At 65.5% G+C, this 17144-nt stretch carries 17 protein-coding genes and 1 tRNA gene; 7 read left to right on the top strand and 11 right to left on the bottom strand.

Annotated elements, in window-relative coordinates:
• Positions 1 to 16: 16 nt before the first annotated feature.
• Positions 17 to 92: transfer RNA gene (locus AC3ZI9_RS00185), tRNA-Lys, on the bottom strand.
• Between the two features lie 101 nt (positions 93 to 193).
• Between AC3ZI9_RS00185 and AC3ZI9_RS00180 the strand changes: the two genes are divergently transcribed.
• From AC3ZI9_RS00180 to AC3ZI9_RS00170, 3 genes are all read left to right on the top strand, one after another.
• Positions 194 to 853: a hypothetical protein gene (locus AC3ZI9_RS00180; protein ID WP_444555330.1), complete on the top strand. Its 660-nt coding sequence runs from the start codon at positions 194 to 196 to the stop codon at positions 851 to 853.
• 300 nt (positions 854 to 1153) lie between these two features.
• Positions 1154 to 1750, top strand: coding sequence for a hypothetical protein (locus AC3ZI9_RS00175; protein WP_241895493.1), 597 nt, complete (start codon positions 1154 to 1156; stop codon positions 1748 to 1750).
• 13 nt (positions 1751 to 1763) lie between these two features.
• On the top strand, positions 1764 to 2786 hold the full coding sequence (locus AC3ZI9_RS00170; protein ID WP_086997598.1) for an inorganic phosphate transporter: 1023 nt from the start codon (positions 1764 to 1766) through the stop codon (positions 2784 to 2786).
• Positions 2787 to 2956: 170 nt separating this feature from the next.
• On the opposite strand, the gene pstB is transcribed toward AC3ZI9_RS00170, so the two are convergent.
• The 4 genes from pstB to pstS form a co-directional block, all read right to left on the bottom strand.
• Complete coding sequence (gene pstB / locus AC3ZI9_RS00165) at positions 2957 to 3736, bottom strand: phosphate ABC transporter ATP-binding protein PstB (RefSeq protein ID WP_086997601.1); 780 nt, start codon at positions 3734 to 3736, stop codon at positions 2957 to 2959.
• 27 nt (positions 3737 to 3763) lie between these two features.
• Positions 3764 to 4888 carry a phosphate ABC transporter permease PstA gene (gene pstA, locus AC3ZI9_RS00160; RefSeq protein WP_441392249.1) on the bottom strand — a complete coding sequence of 375 codons (1125 nt, stop codon included), beginning with the start codon at positions 4886 to 4888 and terminating at the stop codon, positions 3764 to 3766.
• The gene (pstC, locus tag AC3ZI9_RS00155) at positions 4888 to 5820 is read right to left on the bottom strand and encodes a phosphate ABC transporter permease subunit PstC (protein ID WP_086997605.1); all 933 of its coding nucleotides are present in this window, start codon (positions 5818 to 5820) and stop codon (positions 4888 to 4890) included. Before pstC ends, pstA begins: the two co-directional genes overlap by 1 nt.
• An 85-nt stretch (positions 5821 to 5905) precedes the next feature.
• Complete coding sequence (pstS, locus tag AC3ZI9_RS00150; RefSeq protein ID WP_443411958.1) at positions 5906 to 7027, bottom strand: phosphate ABC transporter substrate-binding protein PstS; 1122 nt, start codon at positions 7025 to 7027, stop codon at positions 5906 to 5908.
• A gap of 327 nt (positions 7028 to 7354) precedes the next feature.
• On the opposite strand from pstS, the gene AC3ZI9_RS00145 reads away from it, so the two are divergent.
• The 3 genes from AC3ZI9_RS00145 (at position 7355) to disA (ending at position 10977) form a co-directional block, all read left to right on the top strand.
• A complete protein-coding gene (locus AC3ZI9_RS00145) occupies positions 7355 to 8395 on the top strand; it encodes an FUSC family protein (protein WP_489923726.1) in 1041 nt (346 codons plus the stop codon).
• Between the two features lie 42 nt (positions 8396 to 8437).
• Positions 8438 to 9814 (top strand): DNA repair protein RadA, encoded by a 1377-nt coding sequence (radA, locus tag AC3ZI9_RS00140; RefSeq protein WP_086997613.1) that lies wholly within the window; start codon positions 8438 to 8440, stop codon positions 9812 to 9814.
• 86 nt (positions 9815 to 9900) lie between these two features.
• Entirely contained in the window at positions 9901 to 10977 is a 1077-nt protein-coding gene (gene disA, locus AC3ZI9_RS00135; RefSeq protein ID WP_086997616.1) for a DNA integrity scanning diadenylate cyclase DisA, read from the top strand.
• A 16-nt stretch (positions 10978 to 10993) separates the two neighbouring features.
• Here the strand turns inward: disA and AC3ZI9_RS00130 are convergent, their stop codons facing one another.
• On the bottom strand, positions 10994 to 11701 hold the full coding sequence (locus AC3ZI9_RS00130; protein ID WP_444555323.1) for a hypothetical protein: 708 nt from the start codon (positions 11699 to 11701) through the stop codon (positions 10994 to 10996).
• Positions 11702 to 11787: 86 nt separating this feature from the next.
• Between AC3ZI9_RS00130 and AC3ZI9_RS00125 the strand changes: the two genes are divergently transcribed.
• A complete protein-coding gene (locus AC3ZI9_RS00125) occupies positions 11788 to 12750 on the top strand; it encodes an HhH-GPD family protein (protein WP_444555322.1) in 963 nt (320 codons plus the stop codon).
• Between the two features lie 95 nt (positions 12751 to 12845).
• On the opposite strand, the gene AC3ZI9_RS00120 is transcribed toward AC3ZI9_RS00125, so the two are convergent.
• The 5 genes from AC3ZI9_RS00120 to AC3ZI9_RS00100 form a co-directional block, all read right to left on the bottom strand.
• The gene (locus tag AC3ZI9_RS00120) at positions 12846 to 13046 is read right to left on the bottom strand and encodes an Rv0909 family putative TA system antitoxin (RefSeq protein ID WP_444555321.1); all 201 of its coding nucleotides are present in this window, start codon (positions 13044 to 13046) and stop codon (positions 12846 to 12848) included.
• A gap of 184 nt (positions 13047 to 13230) precedes the next feature.
• Entirely contained in the window at positions 13231 to 13734 is a 504-nt protein-coding gene (locus AC3ZI9_RS00115; RefSeq protein ID WP_444555320.1) for an amino-acid N-acetyltransferase, read from the bottom strand.
• Between the two features lie 101 nt (positions 13735 to 13835).
• Complete coding sequence (locus AC3ZI9_RS00110; protein ID WP_444555319.1) at positions 13836 to 16361, bottom strand: ATP-dependent Clp protease ATP-binding subunit; 2526 nt, start codon at positions 16359 to 16361, stop codon at positions 13836 to 13838.
• Between the two features lie 158 nt (positions 16362 to 16519).
• Entirely contained in the window at positions 16520 to 16822 is a 303-nt protein-coding gene (locus AC3ZI9_RS00105; protein ID WP_444555318.1) for a histone-like nucleoid-structuring protein Lsr2, read from the bottom strand.
• Positions 16823 to 16956: 134 nt separating this feature from the next.
• Positions 16957 to 17142 carry a hypothetical protein gene (locus tag AC3ZI9_RS00100; RefSeq protein WP_444555317.1) on the bottom strand — a complete coding sequence of 62 codons (186 nt, stop codon included), beginning with the start codon at positions 17140 to 17142 and terminating at the stop codon, positions 16957 to 16959.
• Between the last annotated feature and the right edge of the window lie 2 nt (positions 17143 to 17144).

The raw sequence follows: 17144 nt of genomic DNA, 5'->3' as shown, positions 1-17144 counted from the left end.
TTGAACAACGACCTTCTGGTGGGCCCTACGGGGATCGAACCCGTGACCAGCGGATTAAAAGTCCGATGCTCTACCACCTGAGCTAAAGGCCCCCGGCGACCATGATGGCCGGTATATATCCTAACGCAATCCGCGCTCTCCGTTGCAGCGAGGTCGTGGCCGGGGTGTTTGGGTCCGGAGTATCGTCGAGTACATGAGTGACGCCCAGACATCCGCAGCGGGCTCGGGTGGACGCCGACACCACCGCCCGACACCTTTTGCCCCGGCAGATTTCGAGCCCTTCGCCAGTGGTATCGACCCTGCCCGCATTTCGGAGGCCGGCCAATTGGCGGCCGAGGCGTTGGTCCACCACGGGCGGGCCAACTCCGATCCCGCAGTGACCGCCCGGCTCATCAAGCTGGCCGATCAGGAGGGTCTGGAGGTGCTGGCCGAACTGTGGGCCAAGAGCCCCGCCCGTTCGCTCCCCGGCGCCCTGTGGCGGCTCTACGCCCTCGGAACGGCCACCCGGCGCGACCCCGAACGCTACGCCGCGTATTTCGCCGCCGGGCAACAGACCGCCGACGTTTCACGGGTCGTCGCCGGGGTGGCCGAACCTCCGGGAGCGGACGAAGTCTCGGCGATGACCGATTCGATCCTGACCGGAGCCTTCGACGGTGATTTCGACGTGGCTCTGGAACGTACTGCCGCGTTCTGCCGGATCATCTCCTTGGGCCAGGCCGAGCACGCCGACGCCTCCGAGACCTCCAGCGCCGACCGGGCCACCCGATTGACCCGCAACGCCGACCTGCTGGTGAAGACGGCGGAGGATCTCGAAGCGGCGGCCCGGTCGTGGCGGCGCGGCGAATTAACCTGAACCGGCACCAGTGCCCCGCCTGATCTGTTCCGCCATCGCGAGTATCCGGCATCCCACCTAGCGAGATCCCATGTTGACACGGCCGGGGGTGACGGAGAAAAATGGAGGCGGTGTCGGACCGCGGTAGCCCCGGGTTCCAAAATTTAGCCGCTTCGAGCGGCCTTCCGCCGAGAGGTGCTCCCGGTTCGGCACCACCCCACCGGTCAGGTCTTTGAAGGCCCGTGCGTAGACTGGGACGCAATCATTCGTCCACCCACCAGACGCCGGCGGTAGAGCTTCGTGAAATTCAGATTATTTCCCGTGGAGACGCGTGGACTGGAGTTGCTGCAGGAGTTGGGCACCACGGTCCGCCATTGCGTGGAAACCCTGTCGGAACTGTTGGGGGCTCCCTCCGAGGACCAGCCGGGACTGATCCGAGAGCTCGAGCAGTTCGAGCAGCGGGCCACCGATCTGCATCATGGCCTGCTCACACATTTGCGCACCAGCTACGTCAACCCGCTACCGCGTGAGGATCTCTACACGTTTTCCCGCCTGCTCCATGACGCCGTGGGCGAACTCTGCGGGGCCGGCGACCTGTTGGTGTCCACCTCGGTGTCCGGGGTCTCCCGTCGGGCTGCGGAACAGCTGGAGATGCTCGGACGTCAATCGGAGATGACCAATGAGGCGCTGGCCAGGCTCCAGCACCCCGACGACCTCGAGGACGTCTGGATCCAGATGATTCGGCTCAGTCGCCGTTCCCGCCGGACCCACCGGGCCTGGCTGGGAGAGATCGCCGATTTGTCCAAGGCCTCCTCGATCCTGCGCCACCGTGCGGTCGCCGAACAATTGCAGGCATCAGTGAACTCGTTGCGGGCGGTCGCCGACCATCTGGGACGCGTCCTGGTCAAGGAATCCTGAGCCGGTCGGAACCATGACCGTGCTGCTGTGGTGCGTCTTCGCCGCGATCTGTGCCTTCGCGTTCCTCAACGGCTTCCGCGACGCCTCCAACTCCGTGGCGGCAGCCGTCCGTACCCGGGCGCTGACCCCCTCGATCGCGGTGGTCTTGGCCGCATTTTTCACCGTCGTGGGAACCCTGCTCAGCACAACGTTCGGCAGTTCCTTGGTCTCCGCCGCCGATTTGAACGTCCCGGATGGGGCCGCGGGTCTGGCGATCCTGCTGACAGCCGTCTTGGCCGCGGGTGGCTGGGGATTGTTTTGCTGGTATCGGGCCATGCCGATGTCCTCGACCCAGGCGGTGATCTCGGGGTTCGCCGGTGCCAGCGGGGCCTCGGCACTGCTCGGCGGGGACGGCGCCCAGGGGATCACCCGGATGCTGGTCGGTGGCGTGCTGATCCCGCTGCTGCTGACCCCAGTGATCGCTTTTGGCCTATCCTTCCTGGTGGTCATCCCGCTGACCTGGCTGCTACGCAATTCCAGCTCCTCTGATGTGAACACCATCGGGCGGCTGGGTCAGTCGGTCACTACCGGGGCCGTGGCCCTGGGGCACGGCCTACAGGACGGCCAACGCACCGCCGCGATGCTCACCCTGGCCCTCGTGGCCGGGCAGACCGCCACCCCCACGGGAATCCCCTTCTGGGCGCAGGCCCTCGCTGCGGGCTGTTTGGGCGTCGGGGTGCTGTGCGGGGGGTGGCGCATCACCCATACGATCGCCTACCGGCTGGTGGCTATCGATCCGCTGCGCGGCATGGGCGCCCAGGCGGTGTCCGCCTCCATGCTGTTCATCGGCGCGATCGCCTTGAACATGCCCCTGTCGACGACCCAGGCGGTGACCAGCTCCATCGTGGGTTCGGGCGCCAACCAGCGGTACGAATCGGTGGCCTGGAGGCGCGTGGTCTCCGTCGTGTTGTATTGGCTGGCAACTCCCGTGACCTGCATTGCCGCCGCAGGGGTGCTTTTCCTGGCCATCAATCCACTGCTGGGCTGGGCCGGCTGAAGCAACGGCCCATGCCCTCGAGGTGCATGCTGCCCGGGGGGAGTTCAACGCACGGATGCGGGGCACCGGCAGGCACCCCGCATCCGCACTCGATCCACTGGGGATCCCCCGGAGATTCCCCCTCCGGGGCCGTTCCCGCCACGCGCTGACCCGCGACGGAAACCGTCTGTTTATCCGAACCGGCCAGAGACGTAGTCTTCGGTGGCCTTGACGGACGGGTTGGAGAAGATCGTGGCCGTATCGTCGTATTCGATGAGCTTGCCTGGTTTTCCGGTCCCGGCGATGTTGAAGAAGGCCGTCTTATCGGATACCCGGGCCGCCTGCTGCATGTTGTGCGTGACGATGACTACCGTGTAGTCGTTCTTCATCTCGTTGATCAGGTCTTCGATCGCCAGGGTGGAGATCGGGTCCAGGGCCGAGCACGGTTCGTCCATGAGGATCACCCCGGGTTTGACCGCAATGGTGCGGGCAATACACAGGCGTTGCTGCTGGCCACCCGAGAGCCCGGATCCCGGCTTATCCAGCCGGTCCTTGACCTCGTTCCACAGGTTGGAGGCGCGCAGCGAGGACTCCACCAGGTCATCGGCGTCGGATTTGCTGATCTTGCGGGCATTCAACTTCACCCCGGCCAACACGTTGTCGCGGATGGACATCGTGGGGAACGGGTTGGGTCGCTGGAAGACCATGCCGATCTGGCTGCGCACGGTGACCGGGTCGACCCCTGGGTCATAGAGGTTGTCTCCGTCGAGCAGGACCTGGCCCTCGACGGTGGCGCCGGGGATCACTTCGTGCATCCGGTTCAGGGTGCGCAGGAAGGTGGACTTGCCACAGCCCGAGGGGCCAATGAAGGCGGTGACCGACTTGGCTTCGATTTCGATGTTCACGTCCTCCACGGCGCGGAAGTTGCCGTAGTAGACGTTGAGGTCTGAGACGTCGATGCGTTTGGACATAAGGGGTTCCTTCGGTGTTCTTCGGGCCTAGCGGCCGGTCTTGGGGGAAAAGACCCGGGCAATCAGCCGGGCGCCGAGGTTCAAGACCATGACCATGATGATCAGCAGCAGGGCTGCCGCCCAGGCCCGTTGGGCACTGGGGTCGATGTTCGTCGGCGAGGTGGGGCTGAGGATCTGGTAGTAGATGAACGTCGGCAGCGTGGCCATCCAGTTGCTGAAGACGTTGAAGTTGATGTTGTTGGCCAGCCCGGCGGTGACCAGGATCGGTGCCGTCTCGCCGATGACGCGGGCAATGGCGAGGGTGACGCCCGAGGCGATCCCGGAGATCGCGGTGGGGATGACGACCTGGGAAATGGTGCGCCATTTGCGCACACCCAACGCGTAGGAGGCCTCACGGAGTTCGTTGGGGACGATCTTGAGCATCTCTTCGGTGGAGCGGACCACCGTGGGGATCATCAACACCGACAGGGCGACGGCGGCAACAATGCCCATCCGGGTGGAGGGTCCGAAGATGACACCGAACAGGGCGCCGGCGAAGAGGCCCGCCACGATCGAGGGGATGCCGGTCATCACATCAACGAAGAACGTGATCCCCCGGCTGAGCGAATTGCCCTGCCCGTATTCGACCAGGTAGATCGCCGCGAGCATTCCGATCGGGACCGAGATGATCGTCGAGAACGCCGTGATCAACAGGGTGCCGATCACTGCGTGGTAGGCGCCACCGAGGACCGGGGTCCCGTCGGCCACCGACTGGTTGTCCACGGCCCCGGTCATGCCGTTCATCGAGGTGAACAGGAAGTTCGAGGTCATTCCCGGCAGGCCGCGTTCGAGCACCGTATACAGCACCGAGATCAGCGGGATCAGCGCCAGGATGAAGCAGCCGTAGATGAGGTAGGTGAAGAACGAGTTGGTCCCCTGCCGGCGGCCCTCCACGAGAACGGTCACCGTGGTGGCCCCGGCAACGAAGAGGAGGGCCGTGTAGATCATCATCGAGGCGATGGAGAAGCCACCGAGGGTGGATCCGGCGGCCCCGAGGATCAGGGCGGAGAGTCCGACGGCGGGGATCGCCCACCGAGGCAGGCGCCCCTTGGAGAGCCGGTTGCGGCGCGACGTGACCGGGACGGGAAGCGGGGTCAGGGTGGTGTTGGTCATCAGTTGGCTCCCGAGAATTGCTGGTGGCGGCTGATGATCCAGCGGGCGATCATGTTCACGGCCAGGGTGATCACGAACAGCACCAGGCCTGCCGCAATGAGTTCGGACATCCGCAGGCCGAAGGCCTCGGGGAAGTTCAGGGCGATTTCGGCGGCGATCGTCTGGTTGCCTGATTTGACCAGCGAGGGGATCAGCGTGCCGGTCGATAGCACCAGCGCCACGGCCATGGTCTCCCCGAGGGCCCGGCCCAAACCGAGCATGACCGCGGAGATGATCCCGGCACGGGCGAACGGCAACACCGACATACGGATCATTTCCCAACGGGTGGCCCCCAGCGCCAGCGCCGCTTCTTCATGAAGTCCGGGGGCCTGGAGGAAGATCTCCCGCGATAAGGAGGTGATGATCGGCAGGACCATCACCGCCAACACGACGCCCGCGGTGAGCATCGTCTTCCCGGTTTGGGAGACCGGCCCGCCGAAGATGGGGAGGAACCCGAAATTCTGGTTGAGCCATTCATAACCCGGAACCAAGACCGGTGCGAGCACCAAATAGCCCCAGATCCCGTAGATCACCGAGGGGATCGCGGCGAGCAGATCGATCACATAGCCCAGCGGTGCGGCCAGCTTCCGGGGGGCGTAATGCGAGATGAAGAGGGCGACGCCGAGCCCGACCGGGGTGGCCAGCACAATGGCTATGGCCGCTGCGATCACGGTGCCGATGACAATCGGCCAGATATAGGCGAAGAACCCGTGCCCCCCGGAGATGGCTTCCGGGTCGGCGGTGAAGGCGGGGATCGCCTGGACGAAGAGGAACAGGGCGACGGCGAAGAGCGTGAGGAGGATGAGGATCCCGGCGGACTTGGCGGCCGCGGAGAAGACCCGGTCTCCGGTCCTGCCCGAACCGGGTCCCGGAGTCAGCGCATTGGTTGTCATATGTGACCTTTCGGTCCGTGGTGGCCCGGAGTCCATAGCGGAGGGGAATTCCTGGACTCCGGGCTGGGTTGGTTATTCGCTTTGGCTACTCGGAAGCTACCTTGATGGAGTCGATGGCCTCATGGGCCTGTTCCATCAACGGCTCGGACAGCGGGGCGCTGCCCGCCGAGTCGGCTGCGGCCTGCTGGCCTTCGGCGCCGACGACGTAGTTGCCCCAGGCCTTGACCAGGTCAACGGTCTCCTGGTCCTGGTAGGTGCTGCAGTAGATGTGGTAGCTGACCAAGCTGATCGGGTAGGCCCCCGATTCGGTGGTATCGCGCTTCAGTTCCAGGGCCATGTCCACGTCCGAGCGCCCGGTGACCGGTTCGGCGCTTTCCACTGCCTTGGCTGCTGCTTCTGCGGAAAGCTCGGTGTAGTCCTCGCCCACCTTGACCGAGGCGGTCCCCAAGTCGCCGACGGCCGAAGCGTCGGCATAGGTGATCGCCCCCGGGGTCGAGGTGGTGGTGGATACGACGCCGGCGGTTCCCTTCGCGTTCTCGGACTGCAGGTCCGAGGGCCAGTCCCCCGACTCCTCGTACGTCCAGGTGTCACCTGCGGCTGCCGAGAGGTACTGGGTGAAGTTCTCGGTGGTGCCCGACTCGTCGTTGCGGTGCACCACGGTGATGTTGGTGTCCGGCAGGTCGACGCCCTCGTTCTGCTCGGCAATCGCCGGGTCGTTCCAGCTGGTGACCTCCAGCTTGAAGATGGCGGCGATCGTCTTCGCATCAAGCTTGAGCTGACCGACGCCTTCGAGGTTGTAGGCCACGGCGATCGGGGAGACGTAGGCCGGGATGTCGAACGCCCCCTCGGGGCCGCAGATCTTCTGGGAGGATTCGTACTCCTCGTCGGAGAGGTAGGCATCGGAACCAGCAAATTGTGCGCCACCTGCCAAGAAGGCCTTGCGACCGGCTCCTGAGCCATCCGGGGAGTACTGGACCTTCGCCCCCTCGCCGGTGGATTCGAATCCCGACTTCCACGCGTCCATGGCCGCCTTCTGCGAGGAGGCGCCGATACCGGTCAGGGTTCCGGTGACGGCCTTGCTACTCTGCTCCGAAGAGCCGCCCGAACTTTCGGTGCTGCCGGTGGGATTATCGGAACCGCAGGCGGTGAGAGCCAGGGCTGCGACGGAAAGTACTGAGGCGATCTGAACAGTGCGGGAAAGCTTCACGTGGTCATTCCTTCTTCTTCTGCGACGATGGCTGGTCTTGCGGTGCATCTACGACGCTAGGCAGCGGAAGTGAAGAACGGTCCCGGGCCGGGTGAACAACAGGTTAACTCGGGTCGGATCTTCTCCGCATGTTCGCGGGAATTCCAGCGTTGACGAGGGTTTTCGGTCGTGAGTGCGCTTCGTGAGCGGTCCATCACACAGCGCTGGGGTGTTCACCTGCTTTCATGCCAAACTGTAGGCATGGACAAGAGGACACCGCTGGGCAACGTGTCCTCATTTTTGCGCCGGAGAGCACGTTCGGGGACGGCTCGGGTCCGTGTATCACTGGTGCAGATCATTCAAATCACCGTCTGCGCGGTCGGCGCCTACTGGATCGCGGAGAAGATCCTGGGCCACCAGGCGCCCCTCTTCGCTGCCACATCGGCGGTGATCGCCTTGGGGTTCGGTGGAATGACGAGGATGCGCCGCGTCCTCGAGGTGGCCATCGGCTGCACCCTGGGCATCGCCGTCGGCGACCTTTTGCTCACCGCGCTGGGTACCGGAATCTGGCAGGCGGCCACCGTGGTCTCTGTTTCCCTGGTTCTCGCCCGTTTCCTGGACAGCGGATCGATCTTCACCACCCAGTTCGGAGTTCAGGCCCTGCTCGTGGTTTTGCTCCCGGCCCCCGATGGCGGTCCCTTCACGCGTAGTGCCGATGCCATCATCGGAGGATTATGCGCCCTGCTGATCACCGCCTTGGCGCCGCGGGACCCGCGTCGGGAACCGGCCGGGGAACTACGCCAACTCATACGTGAACTCTCGGCCATCCTGCGCGAATGCTCCGTCGCCGTCCGCGAATCCGATTCGACCCGCGCCTGGCATGCACTGGTCAGGGCACGCGGGTCCCAGCCGCTGATGGATAAGATTCCGGCTTCGTTGACCGGCGCCCATGAGATCGCCACGTTTTCACCACATTTTCGGCGCCACCGCGGCGAACTGCAACGGTTGCGGCGGGTCGCCGGGCAAGTAGATCTGGCCATGCGTAACCTCCGGGTCTTTTCCCGGCGGATGGCTTCGGTCATCACCCACGCGGCCCTACGCGATGAAGCCGCCCTGGAGCTCTCGGTCTACCTCGACGAGTTGGCCGATGCCGCCGACGCGTTGGCCCGCTCCGTCATGGAGCCCCAACAATCACAGCGTGACCGAGCAGAGACAGCCGCACGGGAGGAACTCATCGCTGCCGCCGGCCGGCTCACCCCCGCCTCCTTCGGCGCCACCGGACTACAGGGCGAGGGGCTCGTCCTGTTGCTGCGCCCCCTGGTCGTGGACCTGTTGGAGGCCACCGGCTTGGAGCACTCCGAAGCGGTCCCCTTCCTGGCCAGGCTCTGAAACGCGCCCAGCTGTCAGTCAGAGGCGATAACATCGTGAACCATGGCCAGTAAGAGCAGTACCCGCACCCGTAACGCCCCGAGCTATCGCTGCGCCGAATGCGGTTGGACGACCGTAAAGTGGGTCGGACGCTGTGGTGAATGCCAAGCCTGGGGAAGCGTCGAGGAGATCGGTCAGGTCACCGCCCGCACCACGGCGGCCGCCACCGTGGCCAGCCCGGCGTTGAAGATCGCCGACGTCGACTCCTCATTGGCCCTCTACCGGCCCACCCTCATCGGCGAACTGGACCGGGTTCTGGGCGGCGGGCTCGTCCCCGGAGCGGTGATCCTCCTGGCCGGGGAGCCGGGGGTCGGCAAATCGACGCTGTTGCTCGACGTCGCCGCCCGCACCTCGCGCACCGACCGTACGGTCCTGTACATCACCGGCGAGGAGTCGGCAGCCCAGGTGAAAATGCGTGGAGAACGCATCGACGCCCTTTCCGACACCCTCTATCTGACGGCCGAAACGGATTTGGGCATCGCCCTAGGCCAGATCGAAAGGCTGGACCCCGACCTCCTGGTCATCGATTCGGTCCAGACCTTATCGTCCGCTGATGTTGAGGGGGCCGCCGGCGGGGTGACCCAGGTCCGAGAGGTCGCTGCCTCGCTGATCAACGCCGCGAAGAAGCGAAACATGACCACCATTCTGGTCGGCCATGTGACCAAGGACGGTTCCATTGCCGGACCCCGGCTGCTCGAACACCTGGTCGACGTCGTCTGCCAGTTCGACGGCGAGCGCCACTCCCGTCTGCGCCTGCTGCGGGCCGTAAAGAACCGGTACGGGCCCACGGATGAAGTGGGTTGCTTCGACCTGACCGAATCGGGGATCGAAGGCCTCGCGGACCCCAGTGGTCTCTTCGTCACCCGCACCAAGGAACCGGTCTCGGGCACCTGTGTCACCGTGACCTTGGAGGGGCGGCGGCCCTTGGTCGCCGAAGTGCAGTCACTGCTGGCCAAGACGAGCAACGCCCAACCTCGCCGGGCCACCAGTGGGCTCGATGCGGCCCGCACGGCCATGATCCTTGCGGTACTCCAGAGCAGGGCGGGGATGGACCTGTCCAACCTGGACTCCTACGTCGCCACCGTCGGCGGCGTCCGGCTGGGGGAACCCGCCACCGACCTGGCCACGGCCCTGGCTATTTCCGGGGCCAAGTTGGATCGTCCCCTGCCGGCACAGTTCATTGCCTTCGGGGAGGTCGGGCTGGCCGGGGAAGTCCGGCCGGTACCGGATATCGGTCGCCGCATCACCGAAGCCGAGCGCCTGGGTTTCCGCTATGCGGTCGTCCCGGCCTCTCCCAATGGGCCCGGTGTCGTGCCCCATGGCTTCAAGGTCCGCGAAGTCAGTACCCTGCAGGAAGCGCTGAGCGCGGCCTTTGGTTAGGGTCGACTGCGCACCGCACCGACGTCCTGCCTCGCCGCAGCGGCCGCGCCCTGCTTAGGATGGGGTGATCCATCGGAAGGAACCCCATGCCCAAATCGCCTGAAGAAGCGTTGCGCACCACGCTGGCCCGTGTCGCCCCCGGGACCCAGTTGCGTGATGGTCTGGAGCGGATCCTGCGTGGTCGGACCGGGGCCCTGATCGTTCTGGGCAGTGACCGGACCGTTGAATCGATTTCGTCGGGAGGCTTCGACATCAATATCGACTTCTCCCCCACCCGCCTGCGCGAGTTGGCGAAAATGGACGGCGCCATCCTCTGCGACCGCGACGCCTCCAACATCCTCAAGGCGGCAGTGCAGTTGGTGCCCGACCATTCCATTGACACCCAGGAATCAGGAACCCGGCACCGTACAGCCGAACGCGTGGCCATTCAGACGGGTTTCCCGGTCATCTCGGTGTCGCAGTCAATGCATATCATTGCGATCTACGTCCAGGGCATCCGCCATGTCCTGGAGGGTTCCGAACCCGTGCTGGCCCGGGCCAATCAGGCCTTGGCCACCTTGGAGCGTTACCGCAACCGGTTGGACCAGGTCACCAGCACCCTCTCCGCCCTCGAGATCGAGGCAACCGTCACCGTCCGCGATGTTGCCGTGGTGCTCCAACGTCAGGAAATGGTTCGACGCATCTCCGAGGAAATCGACCAGTATGTGCTCGAACTTGGTGTTGACGGACGCTTGCTGGCCCTGCAGTTCGATGAGCTCAGTGCTGGGCTGGGACCGGGCAGTGACCTGCTGCTGAAAGACTATTCCGAGGCCGGAACCGAAACGGAACATGTTGCCGCTTCATTGGCGCAGCTGCGTTCCTTCAGCTCCAACGACATGATCGACCTGAGCCGGATCTCCACGATCCTCGGCTTCACCCCGGGCACCGATTCGTTGGAGGCGGTGGTGCACCCCCAGGGTTTCCGCCTGTTGGCCAATATCAAATCGGTTCCCCGCGCGGTCGCCGATCGGCTGGTCGCCAGCTTCGGCGGCCTGCAGCACCTGATGGCCGCCAACATCGATGACCTGATGGCCGTGGACGGCATCGGCGAGCAAAGGGCCCGCACGGTCCGTGAGGGCCTCTCACGCATTGCCGAGTCCAGTCTGCTCGACCGGTACATGTAGGCCCGTCGGCGGCGGCCTACTTCAGCGAGAAGTTGACCTTGTCGCTTTCGACGTCGCCCAGCTTGGCGGTGAACGTGTAGGTTCCCGGGCGGGGCTTGGACTCGATGTCCTTGCAGCCGGGGGCACTGCGCTGACGATCCCAGGTGAAGCGGGCGCTTTCGGTCGCCCCTGCCTTCAATGTCATATCGCTATCGGAGGGATCCTTGCGGCAGTCCGTCGTGGAGAAGATCCGGTCCGATCCCGACACGATGCTGAATTCCTGCTGACTGGTCCCCACATTCACCGTGCAGTCCTCGGAGCCCGTGTTCTCGATCTTCATCTCCAACACCGGCTTCTCCGCAGGGTCATAGCTGCCTTGATCCGTAGCGGCGCCCAACGTGATGTCTCCGGAGGCGCAGGTTCCGCCCGCCGCCTCCGCGGAGGAGGCCGTGCTGGAGGCCGATGCTTCGGCGCTGCCGCTTTCGGTGGCGGCAGCACTTCCGCTCGCCGATGGGGTGGCCTCGGCACTGGCCGACGGGGAAGGCGCCGGGCTCGAGGACGCGGCGGCCGGCGGCGGGCCGGCACCGTCGGTGGTCCTGGTGAAGAAGCCCACCACGGCGATCACGGCCCAGGCCAGCAACGCGAGAACGACCAGCAGAGCCACTCCAACGACGATTCGACGACGACGGAAGACTTCCGGACTGGGTTTGCCCCTGCCCGGAGACCGGGACTGCTGTTGTGCCATGCCCCTAGGGTATGGAGCAGCCGCGGCCACCCCCGGTTCCCACGCCGTGCACTAGGGTATTGGTGCCCCGCTTTCCAAGGAGTCACGTGCCACCCACCCCGCCGCTGGACCTCGATGCCCTCCATCACGACATCACCGGATGGTTCGCCACCGAAGGCAGGAACCTGCCCTGGCGGAGCCCGCAGTGCGGCGCCTGGGGGATCATGGTCAGCGAGTTCATGCTCCAGCAGACTCCCGTGGCCCGCGTCCTACCTGTCTGGGAAGAATGGATGCGCCGCTGGCCGGAACCGGCGGCACTGGCTGCCGAACCCGCGGGAGAGGCAGTGCGGGCCTGGGGCCGGCTCGGCTATCCGCGGCGTGCCCTGCGCCTGAGCGAGGCCGCCCGACGCATCGTCGAGGAACACGAAGGAGAGGTGCCCTCCTCCCCCGCTGACCTGCTCGCCCTGCCCGGGGTCGGCAGCTACACCGCAGCAGCCATTGCCTGCTTCGCCTTCGGGCAGCCCGAAACCGTCGTGGACACCAACATCAGGCGGGTCCATGCCCGCCTGGTCAGCGGCAAGGCCCTGGCCGAACCCAGCCCGACCGCTGCGGAAGCACGATTGGCTGGCGATCTCATGCCGGCCACCGGGGACGACGGGGGCGATCTGGCCTGCGCCTGGAATGCGGCGGTGATGGAATTGGGGGCCCTGATCTGCACGGCCCGCTCACCGCGTTGCGCCGAATGCCCGGTTTCGGCCTCCTGCGCCTGGATCGCACGGGGCAGGCCCGAACCCCATTACACGCCCAAGGGCCAACCCTGGGCGGGGACCGATCGCCAGGTCCGCGGTGCCATGATGGCCGTCCTGCGCGCCAGCGACGACCCCCAACCCGCCGACCTGCTGGTGGACACCGCCCCGCCGGAGTCGGGGGGCGACGCCGAGTCCGATTCTGCGTTCCAACGGCTGAGGTCGCTGGCTGCGGGGGCTGAACAGCGCCGTCGATGCCTGGCGGGGCTGCTGCGGGACGGGTTGGCCGTGGAAACCGAGGCAGGAATCACCCTGCCGCACTAGCGGCGGGGACGGGGCCCGTCAACGACAACGGGGCCCCGCATACCGCGGGGCCCCGTGGCGCCGTGCGGCGCCTACCTCATGAAGGATGAACGGACTTATTTGTCCTTCTTGTCCTTGTCGTCGTCGCCACCGAGGAACTTCTCCTGGGCGCCGTCGATGGCGTCCTTGTGGTCGCCGAGCTGGTCGCCGAACTTGTCCTGGGCGGCGTCCACGCCTTCGTTGATCTTGTCACCGTGTTCGTTCTTGAGGTCCTTGGCCTTGTCGCCGAGTCCACCCAAGCTATCTCCGAGTCCCATTTCTTGACCTACTTTCGTTGGTTTCCAGTTGGTACTTACGGTGCCACGGCTCCCCACTGGCTGCGGGGTGCGGCTCGTCGGCCCCCGAGGGACCTGTGCTGCCAGCGTAGGTACGAGCACGGCCGCTCGTCCACCATGACGGACCAATTAATCCGGGATTCATCCGAGCGCGAAATCCCGGGCCTCAGAGGTTCATGATCATCCTGGTGTTGCCCAGCGTGTTCGGCTTGACCCGCGCGAGGTCCAGGAACTCGGCGACGCCTTCATCGGTGGAACGCAGCAACTCCGAATACACCTCGGGGTCCACGGCGGTCTGATTCTCCATGACATCGAAGCCCATCGTCCTGAAGAAATCGACCTCGAAGGTCAGGCAGAACAACCGGCTGACCCCGATCCTGCGCGCGTTCTCGATCAACTCGATGAGCAGGGACCTGCCGATTCCTTGGCCGCGGCGGCTGTCCACGGTCGCCAGCGTGCGCACCTCGGCAAGGTCCTCCCACATCACGTGCAGGGCACCGCATCCCAGCAGGTCCCCCCGGTCCTCGGCCACGATGAATTCCTGCAGGCTCTCGAAATAGGCGACGGCTTCCTTCTCCAGCAGGACCCTCTCATCGGCCAGCGGCCTGACGAGCTGGCGGATCCCTGCGACATCCGATGTGCGGGCAGGCCGAAGTATGAAATCTGGCATCTACCCATCCTATTCCCGTCGGCGGCACCCTCCCAGCACATGACCAGGGGCCCGGTCGTGGATCTCCACGACCGGGCCCCTGGTGCAGGCGGGGATCAGGCTCAGGTGCTCAGGTGGCCTTCCTCGATCTCCGCGGGGCTGTCCTTGCCTTCCAGTTCCGGGGTCTCCTCGCGGCCGGTGAAGGTGAACTTGGCGTCCTCGCCCTCGCCTTCGACGTCCACGGTGACCGTCTGGCCGGCCATGATCTCCCCGAAGAGGATCTTCTCGGAGAGCTGGTCCTCGACCTCGCGCTGGATGGTCCGACGCAGTGGACGGGCACCCATCGCCGGGTCGTAGCCCTTCGTGGCCAACAAGTACTTCGCCTCGTCGGTCAGCAGGACGTGCATCCCCTTTTCGACCATGCGGGACTCCAGGCGGGCCACGAACAGATCGACGATCTGCACGATCTCCTCCTGCGACAGCTGCGGGAAGACAAGCGTGTCGTCGACACGGTTCAGGAACTCCGGGCGGAAGTGCTGGCGCAGTTCCTCCTGGACCTTGGCCTGCATCCGGTCGTAGTTGGTCTTCGTGTCGCTGGTCGACTGGAAGCCGGTCATGACGCCCTTGGAGATGTCCCGGGTGCCGAGGTTGGTCGTCATGATGATCACGGTGTTCTTGAAGTCCACCACACGGCCCTGGGAGTCGGTCAATCGGCCGTCCTCCAGGATCTGCAGCAACGAGTTGAACAGATCCGAGTGGGCTTTTTCGACTTCGTCGAACAGCACGACGGAGAACGGGCGACGACGGACCTTTTCGGTCAGCTGTCCGCCCTCCTCGTAACCGACGTAGCCCGGAGGGGCACCGAAGAGCCGGGACACGGTGTGCTTCTCCGAGTACTCGGACATGTCCAGGGTGATCAGTGCGTCTTCCTCGCCGAAGAGGAACTCCGCCAGGGCCTTGGCCAGTTCGGTCTTGCCGACGCCGGTGGGGCCGGCGAAGATGAACGAACCGCCCGGGCGGTTGGGGTCCTTCAGCCCGGCACGGGTCCTGCGGATGGCCTGCGAGATCGACTTGATCGCCTCGTCCTGGCCGATGACCCGCTTATGCAGCTCCGCCTCCATGTTCAGCAGGCGGCCGGATTCCTCCTCGGTCAGCTTGATGACCGGGATGCCCGTGGAGTTCGCCAGTACTTCGGCGATCAGTTCCTCGTCGACTTCGGCGATATCGTCCATATCGCCGTTCTTCCAGGACTTCTCCTTCTCTGCACGCTCCTCCTGGAGCTTCTGCTCGTTGTCGCGCAACGAGGCGGCCCCTTCGAAGTCCTGGGCATCGATCGCGGATTCCTTCTCCCGGCGGACCTTGGCGATCTGCTCGTCCATCTCCTTCAGTGCCGGAGGGGCCGTCAGTCGACGGATACGCAGGCGGGCGCCGGCTTCGTCGATGAGGTCGATGGCCTTATCCGGCAGGAAGCGGTCGGAGACGTAGCGGTGTGACAGCTGAGCGGCAGCGGCCAATGCGCCATCGGTGATGGTCACCCGGTGGTGCGCCTCGTAGCGGTCACGCAGGCCACGCAGGATCTCCGTGGTGTGTTCCACGGAAGGTTCCTTGACCTGGATCGGCTGGAAGCGGCGCTCCAGGGCGGCATCCTTCTCGATGTGCTTGCGGTACTCGTCCAGCGTGGTCGCGCCGATCGTCTGGAGTTCGCCACGAGCCAGCATGGGCTTGAGGATCGACGCTGCATCGATGGCGCCTTCGGCGGCACCGGCGCCGACGAGGGTGTGGATCTCGTCGATGAACAGGATGATGTCACCGCGGGTGCGGATTTCCTTGAGGACCTTCTTCAGGCGTTCCTCGAAGTCGCCGCGGTAGCGGCTGCCGGCCACCAGGGACCCCAGGTCCAGGGTGTAGAGCTGCTTGTCCTTGATGGTCTCGGGGACGTCGCCGCGCACGATGGACAGGGCCAGGCCCTCGACCACTGCGGTCTTGCCGACGCCCGGCTCACCGATCAGCACCGGGTTGTTCTTGGTCCGGCGCGAGAGCACCTGCATCACGCGTTCCTTCTCGAACTCGCGGCCGATGACCGGGTCGAGTTTGCCGTCGCGGGCCGCCTGGGTGAGGTTTCGCCCGAACTGGTCCAGCACGACCGAGCCGGCAGGCTGTCCTTCGGCCTGGCCCTGGCCGACTCCGGCGCCTGCGGTTTCCTTGCCACCCTGATAACCCGAGAGCAGCTGGATGACCTGCTGGCGGACCCTGTTCAGGTCGGCGCCCAACTTGACCAGGACCTGGGCGGCCACTCCTTCGCCCTCACGGATCAGACCGAGCAGGATGTGCTCCGTACCGATGTAGTTGTGGCCGAGCTGGAGTGCCTCACGCAAGGAGAGTTCCAGGACCTTCTTGGCGCGGGGGGTGAAGGGGATGTGTCCGGACGGGGCCTGCTGGCCCTGGCCGATGATCTCCTGCACCTGCTCCCGAACGGCACCGAGGGAGATGTTCAGTGACTCCAGCGCCTTCGCGGCGACACCCTCCCCCTCGTGGATCAGGCCGAGCAGGATGTGCTCGGTTCCGATGTAGTTGTGGTTGAGCATGCGCGCCTCTTCTTGGGCGAGCACGACAACGCGACGGGCACGGTCGGTGAATCTCTCAAACATGCGGCACACTCCTAGCTAACGCGTACTCACGATGCTACGCATCAAATGGCGCCAGATGGCCCGTGTTCGCCGTGGGGATAAAGCAGATTTCCCCACCGTCCCGCCGGCGGGGTGTCCGAGCCGGTCCCCGGGAGGTCCCGGGGGTTGCCGAAGCGGGCTCAGGACTCCGGATGTACTTCGCGGTAGGCGTCGATGACCTCCGAGTGCAGGCGGCCGCGTTCGCTGACCTTGAAGCCGTGGTCGGCAGCCCACGCCCGGATGGCGGGGGCCTCGGACGCGGAGTAGGCGGTGGAACGCCTCGCCCCGGCGACGAAGGGGGCCAGCGCCTCTCGCAGCTTCCCGGCATTGGCCTCGCCGAGGTCGATCTCGTAGTGGCTGCCGTCCAGACCGAAGTGCACGGTCTCGTTCGCCGTCGACCCGTCCAGGTCGTCGATGAGCGTGATTTCGACCTTGCGCGCCACGGGCGGCTCCTCACTTAGAAGGTATCGGGGCTTCCAGGCGGGCCCCGGGGCATCTCGCCCTCGGGGTCCGGGGGTCGAGGTGTGCCTCCGGAGACCATGGTACTGCGGATGGGCCGATCTCGGCGTCCGGGAACCTACTCCCCGGGCCGGTCGGCGCTCCCGGGGTCGGGTTCCTCGGTAGGGGCCGTCCCCTCCCGGTGGGCATCGGCAGCGGATTCCGCCAGCCGCTCATTGCGATCCACCCGGAACAGGGCACGCATCACGAACCAGAAGACCAGTGCCGCGACGATCGTGGGCAGCAGCACCTCGACGTAGGCCATGG

The organism is Arthrobacter sp. AOP36-F1-5 (assembly GCF_058137995.1).
This window is presented reverse-complemented; position numbering and strand designations above follow the sequence as displayed.

What these genes read in the sequence shown, in the direction of transcription:
- AC3ZI9_RS00180 (WP_444555330.1), top strand. Translation starts at nt 194, where the DNA reads ATGAGTGACGCCCAGACATCCGCAGCGGGCTCGGGTGGACGCCGACAC.
- AC3ZI9_RS00170 (WP_086997598.1), top strand. Translation starts at nt 1,764, where the DNA reads ATGACCGTGCTGCTGTGGTGCGTCTTCGCCGCGATCTGTGCCTTCGCG.
- pstB (WP_086997601.1), bottom strand. Translation starts at nt 3,736, where the DNA reads ATGTCCAAACGCATCGACGTCTCAGACCTCAACGTCTACTACGGCAAC.
- pstA (WP_441392249.1), bottom strand. Translation starts at nt 4,888, where the DNA reads ATGACCAACACCACCCTGACCCCGCTTCCCGTCCCGGTCACGTCGCGC.
- pstC (WP_086997605.1), bottom strand. Translation starts at nt 5,820, where the DNA reads ATGACAACCAATGCGCTGACTCCGGGACCCGGTTCGGGCAGGACCGGA.
- radA (WP_086997613.1), top strand. Translation starts at nt 8,438, where the DNA reads ATGGCCAGTAAGAGCAGTACCCGCACCCGTAACGCCCCGAGCTATCGC.
- disA (WP_086997616.1), top strand. Translation starts at nt 9,901, where the DNA reads ATGCCCAAATCGCCTGAAGAAGCGTTGCGCACCACGCTGGCCCGTGTC.
- AC3ZI9_RS00130 (WP_444555323.1), bottom strand. Translation starts at nt 11,701, where the DNA reads ATGGCACAACAGCAGTCCCGGTCTCCGGGCAGGGGCAAACCCAGTCCG.
- AC3ZI9_RS00120 (WP_444555321.1), bottom strand. Translation starts at nt 13,046, where the DNA reads ATGGGACTCGGAGATAGCTTGGGTGGACTCGGCGACAAGGCCAAGGAC.
- AC3ZI9_RS00115 (WP_444555320.1), bottom strand. Translation starts at nt 13,734, where the DNA reads ATGCCAGATTTCATACTTCGGCCTGCCCGCACATCGGATGTCGCAGGG.
- AC3ZI9_RS00110 (WP_444555319.1), bottom strand. Translation starts at nt 16,361, where the DNA reads ATGTTTGAGAGATTCACCGACCGTGCCCGTCGCGTTGTCGTGCTCGCC.
- AC3ZI9_RS00100 (WP_444555317.1), bottom strand. Translation starts at nt 17,142, where the DNA reads ATGGCCTACGTCGAGGTGCTGCTGCCCACGATCGTCGCGGCACTGGTC.